We start from the raw sequence: 17,532 nt of genomic DNA, 5'->3' as shown, positions 1-17,532 counted from the left end.
GCCATTCGCGCCGCAAGGCGCGGATCTCTTCAGTCCCGCGCTTTCATCCTGCCGATATATCCGCGCCGGAGGATTCCCCGGGTCCGCGCCGCGCGGGCTTTGCGATGCTGCGCGCGGCCCCATATAGGGGGCAGGACGGCGGGGAGAACGGGATGCCATTCCTCACACTGATGATCATCGGCGCGGCGGCGGGGTTTCTGGCGACGCGGGTGATGAAACTGAACACCGATGTGCCGACGACCATCGCCATCGGCGTGTTCGGCGCGCTGATCGGCGGCGGGCTTCTGCGGCTGCTGGTCTGGTCGCTGGGCGCGGCGGCGGGGTTCGTCGGCGCCTTCCTTGGCGCGCTGGCGCTGATCTGGCTGTGGCGGACCTATATCAGGTAAGCCGCTTCGCCAGATCCTTGAGCCGGATCCCCTCGATCCCCCACAGAAGCCGCCCCTGCCAGGCCGCGAACAGGATCTGCGCCGAGAGCCGCGCCTTCTCACCCTGGCCGATGCGCAAAGCCAGTGCCGTCTCGACCTGGCCGCGCCACTCCTGCGCAAGTTCGCCCGCGCGCGCGTCGCGCTGGCCGAGCGCGAGCAGCATCGGCGCCATCGCCGCCCCGGGTTCCAGCGCCTTGAGATAGCTCTGCGGCCCCTTGCCGGCGCTGTCGCGCGCGGCGCCGTCCAGCGCGGCGATCAGCTCCTGCCAGCCGGCGCAGGCGGCGGCGCCCTGCAAGCCCCCGACGCTCTGGAACCTTTGCGCGAGCGTCGAGGCGGCAAGCCCGGTCGCCCGTGCCAGCGTGCCGAAGCTGAGCGCCTTGTCGCCCCCGGCCGCGAACAGGCGGCGGGCTTCCAGCAGCACTTCGGCGTCGGAGAGGATCTTTCTGCGCGGCATGGTTTGAATGGTGGGCGAAGCCCTGCCCGCGTTCAAGCCTTTTCCGGTGACGCTTTCATGGCCTTTTTGTAAGGCGCCATGCCGCCGCGCGCCAAAGCGTCGGCGCGCTCGTTCTCTTCATGCCCGGCATGGCCTTTGATCCATTGCCAGGTGACCTTGTGGCGGGCCTGGGCCGCGTCCAGCCGCTGCCAGAGATCGGCGTTCTTCACCGGCTTTTTGTCGGCGGTTTTCCAGCCGTTCCGCTTCCAGCCGTGGATCCAGGCGGTCACGCCGTTCTTCACATAGGCGCTGTCGGTGACCACGGTGATCGCGCTTGCCCGCGTCAGGCTTTCCAGCGCGCTGATCGCGGCCATCAGCTCCATCCGGTTGTTGGTGGTGTCGGCCTCGCCGCCCGAGAGCTCGCGCTCTCTCAGCACCGCGCCATTGTCGCGCGCGATCAGCAGGGCGCCCCAGCCCCCGGGGCCGGGATTGCCCGAGCAGGCTCCGTCGGTATAGGCGAAAAGCTCGGGCATCAGAACAGCGGCAGCAGAAGGGCGAGGCAGGCCGCCAGCGTGACCGCAAGGCGGAACCGGAACCAGGCGGGCGGGATGAGGCCGGCGCGGGTCAGGCTGAACTCGGTCATCAGAAGCCCGAGGAACGCCGCCGCCAGCAAAAGCAGGGAATTGTCCGACGCATCCGGCACGGCGAGGAAGGCGAACAGCCCGGGCAGCACGGCAAGCACCGTCAGCGCCGCGCCCGCGCGGGCCTGGACCGCCATCGCCGCCAGCGCGCCCGACGAGAAGAACAGCACCGCCGCGCCCCAGGAGACGGCGAGCACCCGCCCCGCGAACATCGGCGGCGTCAGTTGCGTCAGGTCAGGCCGGACCAGCGGCGCCAGCGACCACAGGAACGGGGCCGCGGTCAGCGCGGCGGCGAGGGCAGCATTGCGGCTCATGGTGCGCGCTCCAGGGCGAGTTTCGCGCCGAGCGCGGCGAAAGAGGCGGCGAAGGCGCGTTTCATCCAGGCCATCAGCCTGGCCGAGGACAGGATCCGCGCCCGGCCCGTCGCACCGATCACCGCGTAAAGCAGGAAGGTGGCGAAGGTCATCAGGGTGAAACCCGCGCCCAGAGTGACCAGCGCCGCCATGCCCGATCCCGCGGGCAGGAACTGCGGCAGGAAGGCCACGAAGAACAGGGGCAGCTTGGGGTTCAGAAGGTTCAGCACCACGCCCCGCCAGACGAGGCGGCCCGGCGAGCCGCCCTCCGCCGCGGTGATCGCCATCTGGCCGCTGTCTTTCAGCACCGCCCAGGCCATCCAGAGAAGATAGGCCACTCCAGCGTATTTCAGCACCTGGAACAACACCGCCGAGGTGTGCAGCACCGCCGCCAGCCCCGCCATGGCGACGACCATATGGAACACGGTCGCCAGCGTGCAGCCCAGGGTCGCCCAGAACCCGGCACGGAAGCCGCCGCCCAGAGTGACCGAAAGCGTATAGACCACGCCGATCCCCGGCGTCACGCAGACGACGAAGGCGGTCAGCAGGAACTCGGGTGTCAGAACATTCATGCGTCAGTCGCTTTGTGGCCGGAGCGCGGAGAGGGTGTCTCGCAGACGGCGAGAGCGGTTGGGTCTGGCATGAGAATGTGCATCCGCGGGCCTCGTCAGTCGTTCTGCCGAAGGGTTTCGGGGATCGCGGCGGCGATGGTGTCGAGGACATGGGCCACCCGCGCCTCGTCGGAGACGGCGGCCTGGGCGGGCAGGATCAGCCTGCCGCCGTCGAGCCAGACCGCGCCGCCCCGGCCCGGGCCGCCGACCATCGGCTCTTCCGGTTCGGCGGCAGGGTTGGACAGCAGATCCGACGCCCGGGCGGCATCGAGGATCGCATCCAGCGCGGGGCGGTCAACCTGAGCCTCGCGCGTCTCGCATCCGGGGCCTTCGGTCGCATAGCCCTTGCAATGGCGCAGCACCAGCCTGCCGGTTTCGGAAATCGTCGCAGTCGTTTCCCAGGCGTATTCGGGCGGCAGGCTGCCGGAATTCTGCCAGTAGCTGGCAAGCGGCGCCTCTTCCGCCGCGGCCGGAGCGGCCAGCGCGAGAAGCAGCGAGGCAAGCCGCAGGGGCGCCGTCACGCCCGGGCCTCTTCGCGCAAGACGCGGGGCACCTTGAATTCGATGTCCTCGATGGCGGTCTCGACCAGTTCCACCGCCACGTCGAACCGCGCGCGCACCGCGTCGATCACCTCGTTGATCAGCACTTCGGGGGCCGAGGCCCCGGCGGTGACGCCGAGCGCGCCGATCCCGTCCAGCGCCCGCCAGTCGATGTCGGCGGCGCGCTGCACCAGTTGCGCATAGCCGCAGCCGGCGGCGGCGCCGACCTCGACCAGACGGCGCGAGTTCGAGGAATTCGGCGCCCCGACTACCAGCAGCGCGTCGATCTTCGGCGCGATGGCCTTGACCGCGGCCTGGCGGTTGGTGGTGGCGTAGCAGATATCCTTGTGGCCCGGCCCGGTGATCAGCGGGAACCGCGCGCGCAACGCCTCGACGATGGCGGCGGTGTCGTCGACCGAGAGCGTGGTCTGGGTGGCGAAGGCCAGCTTCGCCTCGTCGCGCACCACCAGCCCCGCCACATCGGCGGGGGTCTCGACCAGCAGCACCTCGCCCGGCGGCAACTGGCCCATGGTGCCCACCGTCTCGGGGTGGCCCTCGTGGCCGATGAAGATCAGTTGCAGGCCGTTCGCGTGATGGCGCCCGGCCTCGTTATGCACTTTGGTGACCAGCGGGCAGGTGGCATCGACCGCGATCATCTCGCGTCGCGCGGCCTCGGCCGGTACGGCTTTCGGCACGCCATGGGCCGAGAACACCACCGGCCGGTCGTCGGGGCATTCCGACAGTTCCTCGACGAAGACGGCGCCCTTGGCGCGCAACCCGTCCACCACATAGCGGTTGTGGACGATCTCGTGGCGGACATAGACGGGCGCGCCCCATTTCTCCAGTGCCATCTCGACGATGCGGATGGCACGGTCCACCCCGGCGCAAAAGCCGCGCGGGGCTGCGAGGTAGAGTTTCAGGGGCGGCCTGTCGATCATGGGTTCAGAGGTAGTGGCAAAGCGGGCCGGGGTCCAGTGCCCGGCACTCAGCCGGGGGCGGAAAACGCGCCGCCGATCCCGGCGGCGGCCAGCGCCAGCGCGGCGTAGCGGCCGGTTTTCGCCAGCGCCGTCAGCGCGAGGAATGTCGCGAACGGCAGCCGCATCAGCCCCGCCAGCGCGACGATCAGATCGCCGCCCGGCGCCCAGGACAACAGAAGCGACCAGCGCCCGTAGCGCGAGAACCAGCCGCGGGCGCGTTCAAGCCCGGCGCCGGTGAAGGGAAACCAGCGGCCGCCGCGCAGTCGCTCACCCTGCATCCCGCACCAGTAGGTGACGCAGGAGCCGAGCGTGTTCGCCACCGAAGCCACCAGGACCAGCGCCACGGCATCATGCCCCAGCCCCTGCAAGGCCAGAAACGGCAGTTCCGAATTCATCGGCAAGGGCGTCGCGGCCAGGAAGGCGGCGATCGCAAGACCTGCAAGTCCCGTCATGCCCGGACGGCAGCCCGCCCGGACGGCGCCGGAGCCGGCGCGGAAAACCCGGCCGGGCGCGTGGGGCGCCCGGCGAGAGACGCGCTCACCGCGCGCCGACGCTGACTTCATCCGCGCCCGCCGGCCGCGGCTCGCGCGGGGGGCGGCCGATCACGTCGCGCAGATCGTCCAGTTCGATGAAATTATCCGCCTGGCGGCGGAGCTCGTCCGAGATCATCGGCGGCTGGCTGCGGATGGTCGAGACGACCGAAACCCGGGTTCCCTGACGCTGCAGGCTTTCCACCAGCGGCCGGAAATCGCCGTCGCCCGAGAACAGGACGATGTGATCCAGCCGCGAGGCCAGTTCCATGGCATCGACCGCAAGCTCGATATCCATATTCCCTTTGACCTTACGGCGGCCCTGGCTGTCGGTATATTCCCGCGCCGGTTTGGTGCGCATGGTGAAGCCGTTGTAATGCAGCCAGTCGACCAGCGGCCGGATCGGCGAATATTCCTCGTTTTCCAGCAGGGCCGTGTAGTAGAAGGCGCGCAAAAGCTTGCCCCGCCGCATGAACTCCATCCGCAGCAGTTTGTAGTCGATGTCGAACCCGAGCGCCTTGGCGGCGGCATACAGATTCGACCCGTCGATGAACAGCGCGAGCCGTTCGTCTTTATAGAACATTATATTTCCCCTCGAGCAGCCGCTCCGGCATGACTATCCCCGACAGGAACCAGCCTTTAGGATCCCCATCAACAAATGCCGCCCGGCTGGGTGCCGGTGTCGGATACGACTGAATGAACTATATGGTATGAAGTTGATCTGCGACAAACCTGCAAGCCCCGCTGTCATCGCGCTGGGCGCAAACTTGCCATTCGGATACATGTTTCCGGCGGAAATTCTCCGCGCGGCTCTGGCTGCGCTTGAGGTTGAAGGGATAACGATTTCAGGGCTCAGCAGGTTCTGGCGCACCCCCTGTTTCCCCGCTGGCGCCGGCCCCGACTATGTGAATGCGGTCGCGCTCGTTCACGGTCATGTGCTGCAAGAGCCCGAAAAATTTCTTTCGATCCTGCACCGGATCGAAGCGGATCATGGTCGCGAGAGGCAGTCGAGATGGGCGGGGCGGACGCTGGACCTGGATCTGATCGCTCTGGGTGATTCGGTTTTGCCCGATGGCGCGACCCAGGACGCCTGGCGCGATCTGCCGCCCGGCCAGCAGGTCTCGCGGGCGCCGGACCGGCTGATCCTGCCGCATCCGCGGCTTCAGGACCGGGCCTTCGTCCTTGTGCCGATGGCCGAGGTGGCGCCCGACTGGATCCATCCGCGGCTTGGCCTGAGCACCCGCGAGATGCTGGCCCGGCTGCCCGAGGCCGACCGTGCGGCGGTGACGCCGTTGTGAACACCCCCCGGGTGCGCGCCTGAATGCGCTTGTCAAGCGGTTCCTTAGGGCTTAGACAAGCCACTTCCGGCAAGCCCGCCCGCCAGGGTGCGGCTGGCCGATTCCGAAACTGGAGTGTCCCATGGCCCGCGTGACGGTCGAAGATTGCGTAGACAAGGTTCCGAACCGCTTTGAACTGGTGATGCTGGCCGCCCACCGGGCGCGCGAGATCGCCACCGGCGCGCCGCTGACCGTGGACCGCGACAACGACAAGAACCCGGTCGTCTCGCTGCGCGAGATCGCCGACGAAACCCAGTCGGCCGAAGTCCTGCGCGAACGGATGATCGAAAGCTACCAGACCCAGATCGAGGTCGACGAGCCCGAAGAGGATCAGATGGCGCTGCTGATGGCGGGCGAGATCGACCGGCCGCAGCAGGACGACATGTCCGAAGAAAAGCTCTTGCGCGCGCTGATGGAAGCCCAGGGCGAGAACTGATCCGACTTCACGGGAATGGACAGGGGGCCCTCCGGTCCCTTCAGGCTGGGCGGCAATGATCGACGTTGAAGACCTTGTCGCCCTCGTCCGCAATTACAACCCGCGTTCCAATGCCGATCTGATCCGCCGGGCCTATGCCTACGGCCTGAAGATGCACGAGGGCCAGTTCCGCAAATCGGGCGAGCCCTATTTCACCCATCCGGTCGCCGTCGCCGCCATCCTCACCGAGATGCGGCTGGACGACGACACGATCGTCACCGCGCTTTTGCACGACACGATCGAGGACACCCGCTCCACCTTCACCGAGATTTCCGAGACCTTCAGCCCCGAAGTGGCCGAACTGGTCGATGGCGTGACCAAGCTGACCAATCTTCAGCTTTCCTCGGCCGAGAGCAAGCAGGCCGAGAATTTCCGCAAGCTGTTCATGGCGATGTCCAAGGATCTGCGGGTGATCCTGGTCAAGCTGGCCGACCGTCTGCACAATATGCGCACCATCAAGTCGATGCGCGCCGACAAGCAGGCGCAGAAGGCGCGCGAGACGATGGAGATCTATGCGCCGCTTGCGGGCCGTATGGGGATGCAGTGGATGCGCGAGGAGCTGGAAGACCTTGCCTTCCGCGTCCTCAATCCCGATGCGCGCAATTCCATCATCCGCCGCTTCATCACGCTGCAAAAGCAGACCGGCGACGTGGTGCACAAGATCACCGCCGACATCCGCACCGAACTGGACCGCGAGGGGCTGGAGGCGATGGTCTACGGCCGCGCCAAGAAGCCCTATTCGATCTGGCGCAAGATGCAGGAGAAGGATCTTTCCTTCTCGCAGCTCTCGGACATCTACGGCTTCCGGGTGATCTGCGGCTCGGTCGCGGATTGCTACCGCATCCTGGGCGTGATCCATCAGCGCTGGCGCTCGGTGCCGGGGCGGTTCAAGGATTACATCAGCCAGCCGAAATCCAACGGCTACCGCTCGATCCACACCACGGTCTCGGGCCGCGCGGCCAGCCGGGTCGAGGTGCAGATCCGCACCCGCGAGATGCACGAGGTCGCCGAATCGGGCGTCGCCGCGCATTGGTCCTATCGCGAGGGCGTGCGCAGCCGGAACCCGTTCGCCGTCGATCCGGCGAACTGGATCAGCCAGATCACCGAGCGGCTGGACGAGGCCGATCACGACGAGTTTCTCGAAAACGTCAAACTTGAGATGTATTCGGATCAGGTGTTCTGCTTCACCCCCAAGGGCGAGGTGGTCCAGCTTCCCCGCGGCGCGACGCCGCTGGATTTCGCCTATGCCATTCACACGCGGATCGGCAATTCCACCGTCTCGGCCAAGGTGGACGGCATCCGCGCGCCCTTGTGGACCCGGCTGAAGAACGGACAATCGGTCGAGATCATCACCGCCGAGGGCCAGCGCCCGCAGGGCACCTGGGTGGATATCGTCACGACGGGCCGCGCCAAGGCGGCGATCCGGCGGTCCTTGCGCGAAGAGGATCGCGGGCGTTTCGTGCGGCTTGGCCAGGAACTGGCGCGCGCGGCTTTCGATCACGTCGGCAAGAAGGCCAGCGACAAGGCTTTGCGCACCGCGGCGAAACTTCTCGGCTGCGTGGACGAGACCGATCTGCTGGCCCGCGTCGGCAGCGCCGAATTCACCGCCCGCCGCGTGGTCGAGGCGCTGTATCCCGAACTGGCGACCGAGCGCGAGGCCGAGATCGACGCGCATCGCCCGGTGGTGGGGCTGATGGACGACCAGGCCTTCCGCCGCGCGCCCTGCTGCCAGCCGCTGCCGGGCGAGCGGATCGTCGGCATCACCTGGCGCGGCAAGGGCGTGGTCGCGCATACGATCGACTGCCCGGCGCTGGAGGAGTTTGAAAGCCAGACCGAACGCTGGATCGACCTGCAATGGATGCCGGGCCGCCATGCTGCGGTGCATACCGTCTCGCTGCAACTGACGATTTCGAACGATGCGGGCGTGCTGGGACGGATCTGCACATTGATCGGCGAGCAACGGGCCAATATCTCGGATCTGCGGTTCACCGACCGCAAGCCGGATTTCTACCGGCTGCTGATTGACGTGGATCTGCGGGACGTCGAACATCTTCACATGGTGATGACGGCCCTTGAAGCGGACACGGATGTTGCGCAGATCTCGCGCTACAGGGATCGCACACGCCAGCCCTGATTTCTGATCGGGCCAGCGACGAAAAGGAAGTGACGTGGTTTTCAAGCGCCGGGATCCGCTAAGCTGGGCCGCCTGGTTCCGCGAGATGGTCTATCCTCGCGGCGGGCTGAAGCGGGCCACGCAATATGTGCTGCACCGGATGAAGCGCCTGCCCGACAGCCCGCAGCGCGTGGCGCGAGGCGTCTTCGCCGGATCGCTGATCGGCTTCCTGCCGCTGCCCGGGTTGCAGTTCGTCGCCGCCTGGATCGCGGCGCGGGTGGCGAACGGCAATCTGCTGGCGGCGCTCCTCGCCACGTTCAACACCAATCCGATCACCACGCCGTTCTTCGCGGTGCTGGCCATGACGCTCGGCCACTGGATCATGGGGATCGAAGCGCCGCTGACCGCCGAATATATCGGCCACCGCTTCGCCGTGGCCGGGGGCGATCTGTGGTATAATTTCATGGCGATCTTCGGCCCGGAAACGACCCGCTGGGGCGGGCTGATCCAGTTCTGGCACGAGATCTACGTGCCCTATTTCATCGGCGCGCTCGGCCCCGGCATCGTGCTTTCGGTGATCGCCTATTACGTCACCATCCCGCTGGTCACCGCCTATCAGCGCGCCCGCGCCGCCAAGTCGAAAGAGCGCAGCGAGAAGCGCCGCCGCCTGCGCGAGATGCTGGCCGAGGCCGCAAGCCGCATCGCCAGCCGCCAGGATAAGGGCGATCAGCCAGGTGACGACGGGCCCGGTTCCCCTTAAGGTGGCGCCGCGCGTGGGGAACTTGCGAAGGGGAAGATGATGGCGGATCGGGGCAGGCTCAGGCTCGGGATCAATATCGACCATGTGGCGACGGTCAGGAATGCGCGCGGATCGGCCTGGCCCGATCCCCTGCGCGCGGCGCTGCTGGCCGAGGCCGCGGGCGCCGACGGCATCACCGCCCATCTGCGCGAAGACCGCCGCCACATCCGCGACGCGGATATGGAGGCCCTGCGCGCCGGGATCGGCATTCCGCTGAATTTCGAATGCGCCGCGACCGACGAGATGCAGGCGATCCTGTTGCGGCTGAAACCCCATGCCGCCTGTCTGGTGCCGGAAAAGCGCGAGGAGCGCACGACCGAGGGCGGGCTCGATGTCGCGGGCGACGAGGCGCGGCTGAAGGATTATATCGCGCCGCTGCGCGAGGCGGGGATCCGGGTCTCGATGTTCATCGGCCACGAGGCGGCGCAGATCGAGGCCTCGGCCCGGATCGGCGCGGCGGTGGTGGAACTGCACACCGGGCTTTATTCCGAACTCGACGCCGAGGGCCGTCAGGCCGAAGCCGGGGCCGAGCTGGCCGCCCTGCGGCGCGGCGCGGCGCTGGCTGCCTCGCTGGGCCTTGAGGTTCATGCCGGCCACGGGCTGACCTATGAGAATGTCGAGCCGGTGGCGGCGATCCCCGAACTGGCCGAGCTCAACATCGGCCATTTCCTGATCGGCGAGGCGGTGTTCCTCGGCCTTGGCCCCGCGATCGAGGAGATGCGCCGCCGGATGGATGCGGCGAGATTCCGGTGATGCGGGGCGCGGGCCAAATTCCTTCGAAGGAATTTGCAAAATTCTTCAAAGAATTTTGCCGGCAGGGTGGCGGATGATCCTCGGTATCGGCAGCGATCTCGCCAATATCGACCGGATCGAGGCCACGCTCGCGCGGTTCGGCGCCCGGTTCCGCGACCGCGTGTTCACCGAATCGGAACAGCGCAAGGCCGAGGGCCGGCGCCAGACCGCCGCCACCTATGCCAAACGCTGGGCCGCGAAAGAGGCCTGTTCCAAAGCCCTTGGCACCGGGCTTCGGATGGGGATTTCGTGGAAGGACATGGCGGTGTCGAATCTGGCCACCGGCCAGCCGGTGATGCATGTCACCGGCTGGGCCGCCGACCGGCTGGCGGCGATGACGCCCGCGGGGCATCACGCGGTGATCCATGTCACGCTGACCGACGATCACCCCTGGGCGCAGGCTTTCGTGGTGATCGAGGCGCTGCCGCTGGCCGCGGGCGTGCCCTGCTTGACACCCCATAACCCCGGGCGCATGTAGCAGCCCAAAGCACAGGCAAGGCAGGATCGGGCATGGCGAAGGCAAAAGGCGAAGGCGGCGGCATCGTGGAAACGATCAAGACCGTCTTCTGGGCGCTGGTCATCGCGGGCGTCTTCCGCACCCTGTTCTTCCAGCCGTTCTGGATCCCGTCTGAATCGATGAAAAGCTCGCTGCTGATCGGCGATTTCCTTTTCGTCAACAAGATGGCCTATGGCTATTCCAAATATTCCTGCCCCTTCGCGCTGTGTCCGATCACCGGGCGCCTGTTCGCCAGCGAACCCGAGCGCGGCGATGTGGTGGTGTTCCGCCACCCGGTCACCGGCGACGATTTCATCAAGCGCCTGATCGGTCTGCCCGGCGATACGGTGCAGATGAAGGACGGCAGGATCATCCTGAACGGCACCGAAGTGCCGCAGGTGGCCGACGGCATCTTCACCGAAACCTTCGAGCCCCAGGGCCCGATGAAGAACTATCCCCGCTGCGAGAACGGTGCGGTCGGGATCGGCGGCACCTGTCAGAAATCGCGCTCGGTCGAGACCCTGCCCACCGGTACCGGCGATGCGACCCGGGCCTATCCGGTTCTCAACATCTACGACGCGCCCGGCCTGCCGGACAATTCCGAGACCTTCACCGTCCCCGAAGGCCATTACTTCTTTATGGGCGACAACCGCGACAACAGCCAGGATTCGCGCTTCCGCCAGGGGGCGCAGGGCGGCGTCGGCATGGTTCCGGCCGAATATCTGATCGGCCGCGCCGACCGGGTGATTTTCTCTTCGGCGGGCTCGCGTCTGTGGTATTTCTGGACCTGGCGCACCGACCGTTTCTTCCACAGGATTGACTGACCCGTGAGGCTTTCGGCCGATCTCAAAGCCTTCCAGAGCCGCATCGGACACGAGTTCCGGCGCGCCGAGTTCCTCGTGCGCGCGGTGACGCATCCGTCCATCGCCTCGGCCACGCGCCCCGACAACCAGCGGCTGGAGTTTCTGGGCGACCGGGTTCTCGGTCTGGTGATGGCCGAGGCGCTGCTCTCCGCCGATCAGGCCGCGAGCGAGGGCCAGCTTGCGCCCCGGCTGAATGCGCTGGTGCGCAAGGAAACCTGCGCCGAGGTGGCGCGCGAGTTCGGCCTCGGCGATGTGCTGAAACTCGGGCGCTCCGAGATGCTCTCGGGCGGGCGCCGCAAAGAGGCGCTGCTTGGCGATGCCATCGAGGCGGTGATCGCGGCGGTCTATCTCGACGCCGGATTCGAGACCGCCCGCGCGCTGGTGCTGCGGCTCTGGGGCGCGCGGATCGGCGCGGTCGAGCCCGATGCGCGCGATGCGAAATCGGCGCTCCAGGAATGGGCGCAGGCCCGCGGCATGCCGCCCCCCGCCTATACCGAGACCTCCCGCGAGGGTCCCGACCATCAGCCGGTCTTCACCGTAGGGGTGGTGCTGGAAAACGGTGCGCAGGAAAAGGCGCGGGCGGGCTCGAAACGCGCGGCGGAACAGATGGCGGCGGCAATGCTGCTGAAACGGCTGGAGGCCGGGGATGACTGAACAGACACGCGCGGGCTTCGTGGCCCTGATCGGCGAGCCGAATGCCGGGAAATCGACGCTCCTGAACCGGATGGTGGGGGCCAAGGTCTCGATCGTCACCCATAAGGTGCAGACCACCCGCACCCGCATCCGCGGCGTCTGCATGGAAGGCCAGACCCAGATCGTCTTCGTCGATACGCCGGGCCTGTTTCGCCCGCGCCGCCGGCTCGACCGGGCGATGGTCAAAGCCGCCTGGGGCGGCGCGGCCGATGCCGATGTGATCGTTCTGCTGATCGAGGCGCATCGCGGTCTGACCGAAGGCGTGCAGGCGATCATCGACCGGCTGGCGAACGAATTGCCGAAAGACCGCCCCGTGGCGCTGGCGATCAACAAGATCGACCGGGTGAAAGCCGAAAGCCTGCTGGCGCTGGCCGACAAGATGAACGCCGCCTGGCCTTTCGCGAAGACCTTCATGATCTCGGCCGAAAAGGGCTATGGCGTCGGCGATCTGCGCGAATGGCTGGCGTCTGAACTGCCCGAGGGCCCGTGGTTCTACCCCGAGGACCAGCTTGCCGACCTGCCGCTGCGGATGATCGCCGCCGAGATGACGCGCGAGAAGCTGACGCTGCGCCTGCATGAGGAACTGCCCTATCAGCTGACGGTCGAGACCGAGAAATGGGAGGACCGCAAGGACGGCTCTACCCGGATCGACCAGATCGTCTATGTCGCCCGCGACGGCCACAAGGGCATCGTGCTGGGGAACCGCGGCGAGACGATCAAGGCCATCGGCCAGGCCGCCCGGGCCGAGATCGCCGCCTTCCTCGACCGCGAGGTGCATCTGTTCCTGACCGTCAAGGTCCGCCCGAACTGGCTGGAAGAGGCCGAGCGTTATTCCGAGATGGGGCTGGAGTTCAAAGACGGCGACGCCTGACGCTCAGGCGCCGCGCGAGAAGCGGTTTCTCACCGCCGCCCAGGCCAGCCAGAGCGCGCCGCCGAGACCGATCGCTTTTGTCGCGCCGCGCGCCACCGGATCGGCGCCGGTGCCCTTCGGATCGGTCCTGATCGCAACGAGCCCGAGCGCCGCGACGATCAGCGCCACGAGCGCGCCGAAAGGTGAACGTCTTTTCCCGGTCATGCCACGCTCCTCACTGCCTGCCCCAAGGATATAATCACCCGAATCCTGCCGCAAAGAGGGGTCGATGACCAGACTGACCGCCGAATTCTGGGTCCAGGCCTATCTGCGCCGCCTGAGCCTCGCCGACATCCCGGCCTATGTCACCGCGAAGGGCGATGCGACCGCCGGGGCGGTGATGGTCAAGCTCGCCATGCTCGACGGCCAGGCCCGCGCCTTCGAGCGCCGCACCGATCTGATGAGCGGCGGACGCCAGTGGATCACCTATGCCGAAGGCCCTGAGCCCGAGGTGGACGCCGCCCTCTCCCGCGCCCGCGCCCGCGACCCCGACCTCTGGATCGTCGAGATCGAGGACCGCCAGGGCCGCACGCTGCTGGACGAGCCTGGGCTGAGCGCCGACTGATCCGCCTCCGGCTGGTGCCGGATGCCCTCCGGGCGGGGGGTATTTGGGTCAGGATGAAAGCCCTTTCACCCTGACGGAAATACCCCGGGGGAGTCTGCGCGACGCGCAGACGGGGGCAGGGCCCCCTCTTGCCGCGGCCCGCCGCAGGGCGGATAGTCCGGCCATGATGGAATGGCGGGATGAAGGCGTGGTGCTCTCGGCGCGGTCCTATGGCGAGCATGGCGCGATTGTTGAGATCTTCACCGGGGGCCATGGGCGCCGGCCCGGCGTGGTGCGCGGCGGCGCCTCGCGCCGGATGGCGCCGCATCTGCAACCCGGCGCCCAGGTTCAGGCGGTCTGGCGCGCGCGGCTCGACGATCATCTCGGCACTTTCACCGTCGAACCTTTGCGCTCGCGCGCGCATCTGATGGGCGACCGGCTGGCTTTGGCCGGGCTGGGGGCGGTCACCGCGCTGTTGCAGGTGGCCCTGCCCGAACGCGCCCCGCATCCCGGGCTGTGGCGGGCCTCGGTCGCGCTTCTGGACCGGCTGGAGCGCCCGGACTGGCCATCCGATTATCTCAGATGGGAGATGGTGCTGCTTGAAGAGCTGGGCTACGGGCTGGACCTGACCTCCTGCGCGGTGACCGGGGCGGCGGCGGATCTGGCTTTCGTCAGCCCGAAGACCGGCCGCGCGGTGACGCGCGCGGGGGCGGGGGACTGGGCCGGCCGCCTGCTGCCCCTGCCCGAGGGCATGGCAGGGGGCGGGCCGCTGAGCCTGGCCGCGGTGGTGCAGGGCGCCGCGATCACCGGCCATTTCCTCGCGCGCGAACTGACCGGGGAGGCCGGCGGGCGACCGCTGCCCGAGGCCCGCGCCCGGTTGCTCGACCTGTTCGCACGCGGGCTCTGAAGCGCCGGGACCCCGGCGCGTTGCACACCTGGCGGGGCCAGATCCGGGGGCGGCTTACCGGCCGAAGCCCGGAGGCGCGTCCGGGGGGCGGTTTGTCAGTCGGCGGGAAAGCCGGTCCCGCGCGAGATTGCGCCGAACCCACAGGCGCGACAATTTTTGTCGTAAACGGTGCAGACGCCGCGGTGCTTCCCGGCTCTGCATGGGCCATGGCGCTGCGATACATTCCCCTTGCTCTCAAACACAGTCCGGTGCCGCAGATCGAGCATTTCGCCCTTCTGTCGGGGCTGGAGGCCGCGGTGCGCGGCACGCTCGTCTCGGCGATGCCGCTTGCGGTCTACCAGACGCTGGGCGATGCGCAGAAAACCTCGGTCGCCTATCTGATGGCCGGTTTCGTCGCGCTGTTCTGGGGGCTGATGGTGCCCTGGATCACTCAGCACATTCCGCGGCGCTGGACCTATACCGGCGGTGGCGGGCTTTACCTGGTGGGGATGATGCTGGCGATCCCGGGCACGCCGACCGGGATCACCCTGGCGCTGATCTGCAATGCCATGGCCACCGCCACCGTCTTCATCTGCCTCAACGCCTATGTGCTGGATTATGTCGAGCGCACCAGCCTCGGGCGCAGTCAGGGGATACAGATGGCCTATGCCGCCACGCCCTGGGCGATCGGGCCGGTGCTGGGCGTCTGGCTCTACGGCAAATGGGCGCCCGCGCCCTTCGTGCTGGCGGGTGTGTTCACGCTTCTCCTGATCGCGGTGTTCTGGTGGCTCCGGCTTGGCAACGGGCGGCAGATCGCGCGGGCGAAGCGGCCGACGGTCAATCCGCTGGGCTTCCTCGGGCGGTTCTTCCGCCAGCCACGGCTGATCGCGGGCTGGTTCTATGCGGTGGTGCGGTCCTGCGGCTGGTGGGTCTATATCGTCTATCTGCCGATCTTCTGCGTCGAGGCGGGGCTGGGCGACAAGGTGGGCGGTTTCGCCTTGTCCTGCTCGAACGCGCTGCTGTTCGGCGCCCCCGCGCTCAACCGTCTCGCGCGGTCGATGTCGGTGCGCCGCTCGGTGCGGCTGGCCTTTGCGGGGGGCGGCGGGCTGCTGATTCTCGCGACGCTGTTCTCGACCCTGCCCTGGGCGACGGTGGTGCTGGCCTTCTGCGCGAGCTTCTTCTTCGTCATGCTCGACGTGGTGGGGGGGCTGCCGTTCCTGATGTCGGTGAAACCGTCCGAGCGCACCGAGATGTCGGCGGTCTATTCCAGCTTCCGCGACGTGTCCGGAATCATGACGCCCGGCGTGGCCTGGGCGGTGCTGTTCGTCTCGCCGGTCTCGGGCCTGTTCGCGGTGACCGGGCTCGCCTTCCTGGGCTGCTGGCTGGTGGCGGGGACATTGCATCCCCGCCTCGGCGTCACGCGCCCCTCGCGCGGGGGCGCGTAAGGCTCAGTCGAGCAGACGCCGCGCGATCACCTGGGCCTGGATCTCGGCCGCGCCCTCGAAGATGTTCAGGATGCGGGCATCGCAGAGGATGCGCGAGATGCGGTATTCCAGCGCGAAACCGTTGCCGCCGTGGATTTGCAGCGCATTGTCCGCCGCCGCCCAGGCGACGCGGGCGCCAAGGAGCTTCGCCATCCCGGCCTCAAGATCGCAACGCTTGTCGTGATCCTTCTGCCAGGCGGCGAAATAGGTCAGCTGGCGGGCGATCATCACCTCGACCGCCATCATCGCGAGTTTCCCGGCCACGCGGGGGAATTCGATCAGCGGCTTGCCGAACTGCTTGCGGTCCTCGGCATATTGCAGCCCGGTTTCCAGCGCCGACTGCGCCACGCCGATCGCCCGCGCGCCGGTCTGGATCCGGGCGCTCTCGAACGTCTGCATGAGTTGCTTGAAGCCCTGGCCGGGCTGACCGCCGAGCAGGTTGTCGGCCTTCACTTTGAACCCGTCGAAGCCGAGTTCGTATTCCTTCATGCCACGATAGCCGAGGACCTCGATCTCGCCGCCGGTCATGCCGGGGGTAGGGAAGGGCGCCTCGTCGGTGCCCGGGGTCTTTTCGGCGAGGAACATCGACAGCCCGCGCCAGTCGGTCGAATCGGGGTCGGTGCGCGCGAGCAGCGTCATCACATGGGTGCGCGCGGCATGGGTGATCCAGGTCTTGTTGCCGGTGATCTCCCAGCCCTCTTCGGTGCGCACCGCGCGGGTGCGCAAGCTGCCGAGGTCCGATCCGGTGTTCGGCTCGGTGAACACCGCCGTCGGCAGGATTTCCCCCGAGGCGAGTTTCGGCAGCCATTCTGCCTTCTGCTCGGGCGTGCCGCCGCAGAGGATCAGTTCGGCGGCGATTTCCGAGCGGGTGCCGAGCGAGCCCACGCCGATATAGCCGCGCGAGAGTTCCTCGGACACCACCACCATCGAGGCCTTGGACAGGCCGAAGCCGCCGTATTCCTCGGGGATGGTCAGGCCGAACACGCCCATTTCGGCGAGTTCCTGAATGACCTCCATCGGGATCAGCTCGTCCTTCAGGTGCCAGTCATGGGCGCGGGGGATGACCTTTTCCTCGGCATAGCGGCGGAACTGGTCGCGGATCATCTCCAGCTCTTCGTCCAGCCCCGAGGCGCCGAAGGTGGCGCGGGCGCGGTCGTCGCGCATCAGTTGCACGAGGCGGGCGCGGGCGGCGGGGCTGTTGCCTTGCGCGATCAGCGTGGTGGCGGCGCCCTCGGGCGTCCAGCTCAGGCCGAGGTCCTGGAGGCGGGCGATCTCGCCCTGGCTCATCGGGATGCCGCCGGCGAGTTGCGAGAGATATTCCCCGAAACCGATCTGAAGGATCAGCGCCTCGATCTCACCGAAGCTGCCGGCCTGTTCCAGCCGCCCGGCCCAGGCGTCGAGCTGGCGCAGGGCCTCGGTATAGGTGGCAAGCCAGGACAGGGCATGGGCCGCATATTGGTGCTCTTCCAGCAGGCGGGCCTGGATCTTGCCGCCCTCGCTGACCATGGCGCGCAGATTCTCGCGCGCAGAGGCGAACAGGGCGTCGGTCTGGGGCAGGGTCGCCTGCGTCAGGCTGCGCAGATCGGGCAGCAGCGGCGAGGCGGTGAGAGGCTGACCATCATGCGGCATGG

Annotated in this window: 23 protein-coding genes; 13 read left to right on the top strand and 10 right to left on the bottom strand. The window is 67.7% G+C overall.

What is annotated here, in order from left to right:
• Positions 1-152: 152 nt before the first annotated feature.
• Positions 153-386 (top strand): GlsB/YeaQ/YmgE family stress response membrane protein, encoded by a 234-nt coding sequence (locus XINFAN_RS08120; protein ID WP_124085991.1) that lies wholly within the window; start codon positions 153-155, stop codon positions 384-386.
• Here XINFAN_RS08120 and XINFAN_RS08115 read toward each other — a convergent pair.
• The 8 genes from XINFAN_RS08115 to XINFAN_RS08080 all read right to left on the bottom strand — a co-directional run bounded on the left by XINFAN_RS08115 (position 379) and on the right by XINFAN_RS08080 (position 5,092).
• A complete protein-coding gene (locus XINFAN_RS08115; RefSeq protein WP_124085990.1) occupies positions 379-879 on the bottom strand; it encodes a transcriptional regulator in 501 nt (166 codons plus the stop codon). The two genes, XINFAN_RS08120 and XINFAN_RS08115, sit on opposite strands and share 8 nt — an antisense overlap.
• A 32-nt stretch (positions 880-911) precedes the next feature.
• The gene (gene rnhA, locus XINFAN_RS08110) at positions 912-1,391 is read right to left on the bottom strand and encodes a ribonuclease HI (protein ID WP_124085989.1); all 480 of its coding nucleotides are present in this window, start codon (positions 1,389-1,391) and stop codon (positions 912-914) included.
• Positions 1,391-1,813 (bottom strand): hypothetical protein, encoded by a 423-nt coding sequence (locus XINFAN_RS08105; RefSeq protein ID WP_124085988.1) that lies wholly within the window; start codon positions 1,811-1,813, stop codon positions 1,391-1,393. The genes rnhA and XINFAN_RS08105 overlap by 1 nt, the downstream gene beginning before the upstream one ends.
• Positions 1,810-2,415, bottom strand: a complete 606-nt coding sequence (locus XINFAN_RS08100; protein WP_124086023.1) for a LysE family translocator — start codon at positions 2,413-2,415, stop codon at positions 1,810-1,812. The genes XINFAN_RS08105 and XINFAN_RS08100 overlap by 4 nt, the downstream gene beginning before the upstream one ends.
• A 104-nt stretch (positions 2,416-2,519) precedes the next feature.
• On the bottom strand, positions 2,520-2,984 hold the full coding sequence (locus XINFAN_RS08095; RefSeq protein WP_124085987.1) for a hypothetical protein: 465 nt from the start codon (positions 2,982-2,984) through the stop codon (positions 2,520-2,522).
• Positions 2,981-3,937: a 4-hydroxy-3-methylbut-2-enyl diphosphate reductase gene (gene ispH / locus XINFAN_RS08090; RefSeq protein WP_124086022.1), complete on the bottom strand. Its 957-nt coding sequence runs from the start codon at positions 3,935-3,937 to the stop codon at positions 2,981-2,983. Before ispH ends, XINFAN_RS08095 begins: the two co-directional genes overlap by 4 nt.
• Before the next feature lie 50 nt (positions 3,938-3,987).
• Positions 3,988-4,431: a YqaA family protein gene (locus XINFAN_RS08085; protein WP_124085986.1), complete on the bottom strand. Its 444-nt coding sequence runs from the start codon at positions 4,429-4,431 to the stop codon at positions 3,988-3,990.
• Positions 4,432-4,516: 85 nt separating this feature from the next.
• A complete protein-coding gene (locus tag XINFAN_RS08080; RefSeq protein WP_124085985.1) occupies positions 4,517-5,092 on the bottom strand; it encodes a LabA-like NYN domain-containing protein in 576 nt (191 codons plus the stop codon).
• Between the two features lie 127 nt (positions 5,093-5,219).
• Here XINFAN_RS08080 and folK point away from each other — a divergent pair, with 127 nt between their 5' ends.
• The 9 genes from folK to era all read left to right on the top strand — a co-directional run bounded on the left by folK (position 5,220) and on the right by era (position 12,948).
• A complete protein-coding gene (folK, locus tag XINFAN_RS08075; protein WP_124085984.1) occupies positions 5,220-5,807 on the top strand; it encodes a 2-amino-4-hydroxy-6-hydroxymethyldihydropteridine diphosphokinase in 588 nt (195 codons plus the stop codon).
• A gap of 121 nt (positions 5,808-5,928) precedes the next feature.
• Entirely contained in the window at positions 5,929-6,282 is a 354-nt protein-coding gene (gene rpoZ, locus XINFAN_RS08070; RefSeq protein WP_124085983.1) for a DNA-directed RNA polymerase subunit omega, read from the top strand.
• 55 nt (positions 6,283-6,337) lie between these two features.
• On the top strand, positions 6,338-8,455 hold the full coding sequence (locus tag XINFAN_RS08065; RefSeq protein ID WP_124085982.1) for a RelA/SpoT family protein: 2,118 nt from the start codon (positions 6,338-6,340) through the stop codon (positions 8,453-8,455).
• A 34-nt stretch (positions 8,456-8,489) separates the two neighbouring features.
• Positions 8,490-9,194: a DUF2062 domain-containing protein gene (locus tag XINFAN_RS08060; protein WP_124085981.1), complete on the top strand. Its 705-nt coding sequence runs from the start codon at positions 8,490-8,492 to the stop codon at positions 9,192-9,194.
• A 39-nt stretch (positions 9,195-9,233) separates the two neighbouring features.
• Positions 9,234-9,986, top strand: a complete 753-nt coding sequence (locus XINFAN_RS08055) for a pyridoxine 5'-phosphate synthase (RefSeq protein WP_124086021.1) — start codon at positions 9,234-9,236, stop codon at positions 9,984-9,986.
• A gap of 73 nt (positions 9,987-10,059) precedes the next feature.
• Entirely contained in the window at positions 10,060-10,503 is a 444-nt protein-coding gene (gene acpS / locus XINFAN_RS08050; RefSeq protein WP_124085980.1) for a holo-ACP synthase, read from the top strand.
• A gap of 32 nt (positions 10,504-10,535) precedes the next feature.
• The gene (gene lepB / locus XINFAN_RS08045; RefSeq protein ID WP_124085979.1) at positions 10,536-11,345 is read left to right on the top strand and encodes a signal peptidase I; all 810 of its coding nucleotides are present in this window, start codon (positions 10,536-10,538) and stop codon (positions 11,343-11,345) included.
• Between the two features lie 3 nt (positions 11,346-11,348).
• Positions 11,349-12,038 carry a ribonuclease III gene (gene rnc, locus XINFAN_RS08040; RefSeq protein WP_124085978.1) on the top strand — a complete coding sequence of 230 codons (690 nt, stop codon included), beginning with the start codon at positions 11,349-11,351 and terminating at the stop codon, positions 12,036-12,038.
• Positions 12,031-12,948 (top strand): GTPase Era, encoded by a 918-nt coding sequence (gene era, locus XINFAN_RS08035; RefSeq protein WP_124085977.1) that lies wholly within the window; start codon positions 12,031-12,033, stop codon positions 12,946-12,948. The genes rnc and era overlap by 8 nt, the downstream gene beginning before the upstream one ends.
• 3 nt (positions 12,949-12,951) lie before the next feature.
• On the opposite strand, the gene XINFAN_RS08030 is transcribed toward era, so the two are convergent.
• On the bottom strand, positions 12,952-13,152 hold the full coding sequence (locus XINFAN_RS08030; protein WP_124085976.1) for a hypothetical protein: 201 nt from the start codon (positions 13,150-13,152) through the stop codon (positions 12,952-12,954).
• A 64-nt stretch (positions 13,153-13,216) separates the two neighbouring features.
• Here XINFAN_RS08030 and XINFAN_RS08025 point away from each other — a divergent pair, with 64 nt between their 5' ends.
• The 3 genes from XINFAN_RS08025 (at position 13,217) to XINFAN_RS08015 (ending at position 15,862) form a co-directional block, all read left to right on the top strand.
• Positions 13,217-13,552 (top strand): DUF1491 family protein, encoded by a 336-nt coding sequence (locus tag XINFAN_RS08025; RefSeq protein ID WP_124085975.1) that lies wholly within the window; start codon positions 13,217-13,219, stop codon positions 13,550-13,552.
• A 163-nt stretch (positions 13,553-13,715) separates the two neighbouring features.
• Positions 13,716-14,438 carry a DNA repair protein RecO gene (gene recO, locus XINFAN_RS08020; RefSeq protein WP_124085974.1) on the top strand — a complete coding sequence of 241 codons (723 nt, stop codon included), beginning with the start codon at positions 13,716-13,718 and terminating at the stop codon, positions 14,436-14,438.
• Positions 14,439-14,644: 206 nt separating this feature from the next.
• The gene (locus tag XINFAN_RS08015) at positions 14,645-15,862 is read left to right on the top strand and encodes an MFS transporter (protein ID WP_124085973.1); all 1,218 of its coding nucleotides are present in this window, start codon (positions 14,645-14,647) and stop codon (positions 15,860-15,862) included.
• Positions 15,863-15,865: 3 nt separating this feature from the next.
• Here the strand turns inward: XINFAN_RS08015 and XINFAN_RS08010 are convergent, their stop codons facing one another.
• A complete protein-coding gene (locus tag XINFAN_RS08010) occupies positions 15,866-17,530 on the bottom strand; it encodes an acyl-CoA dehydrogenase family protein (RefSeq protein WP_124085972.1) in 1,665 nt (554 codons plus the stop codon).
• Positions 17,531-17,532: the final 2 nt, after the last annotated feature.

The organism is Pseudogemmobacter humi (genome assembly GCF_900609055.1).
Lineage (GTDB): Bacteria > Pseudomonadota > Alphaproteobacteria > Rhodobacterales > Rhodobacteraceae > Pseudogemmobacter > Pseudogemmobacter humi.
This window is presented reverse-complemented; position numbering and strand designations above follow the sequence as displayed.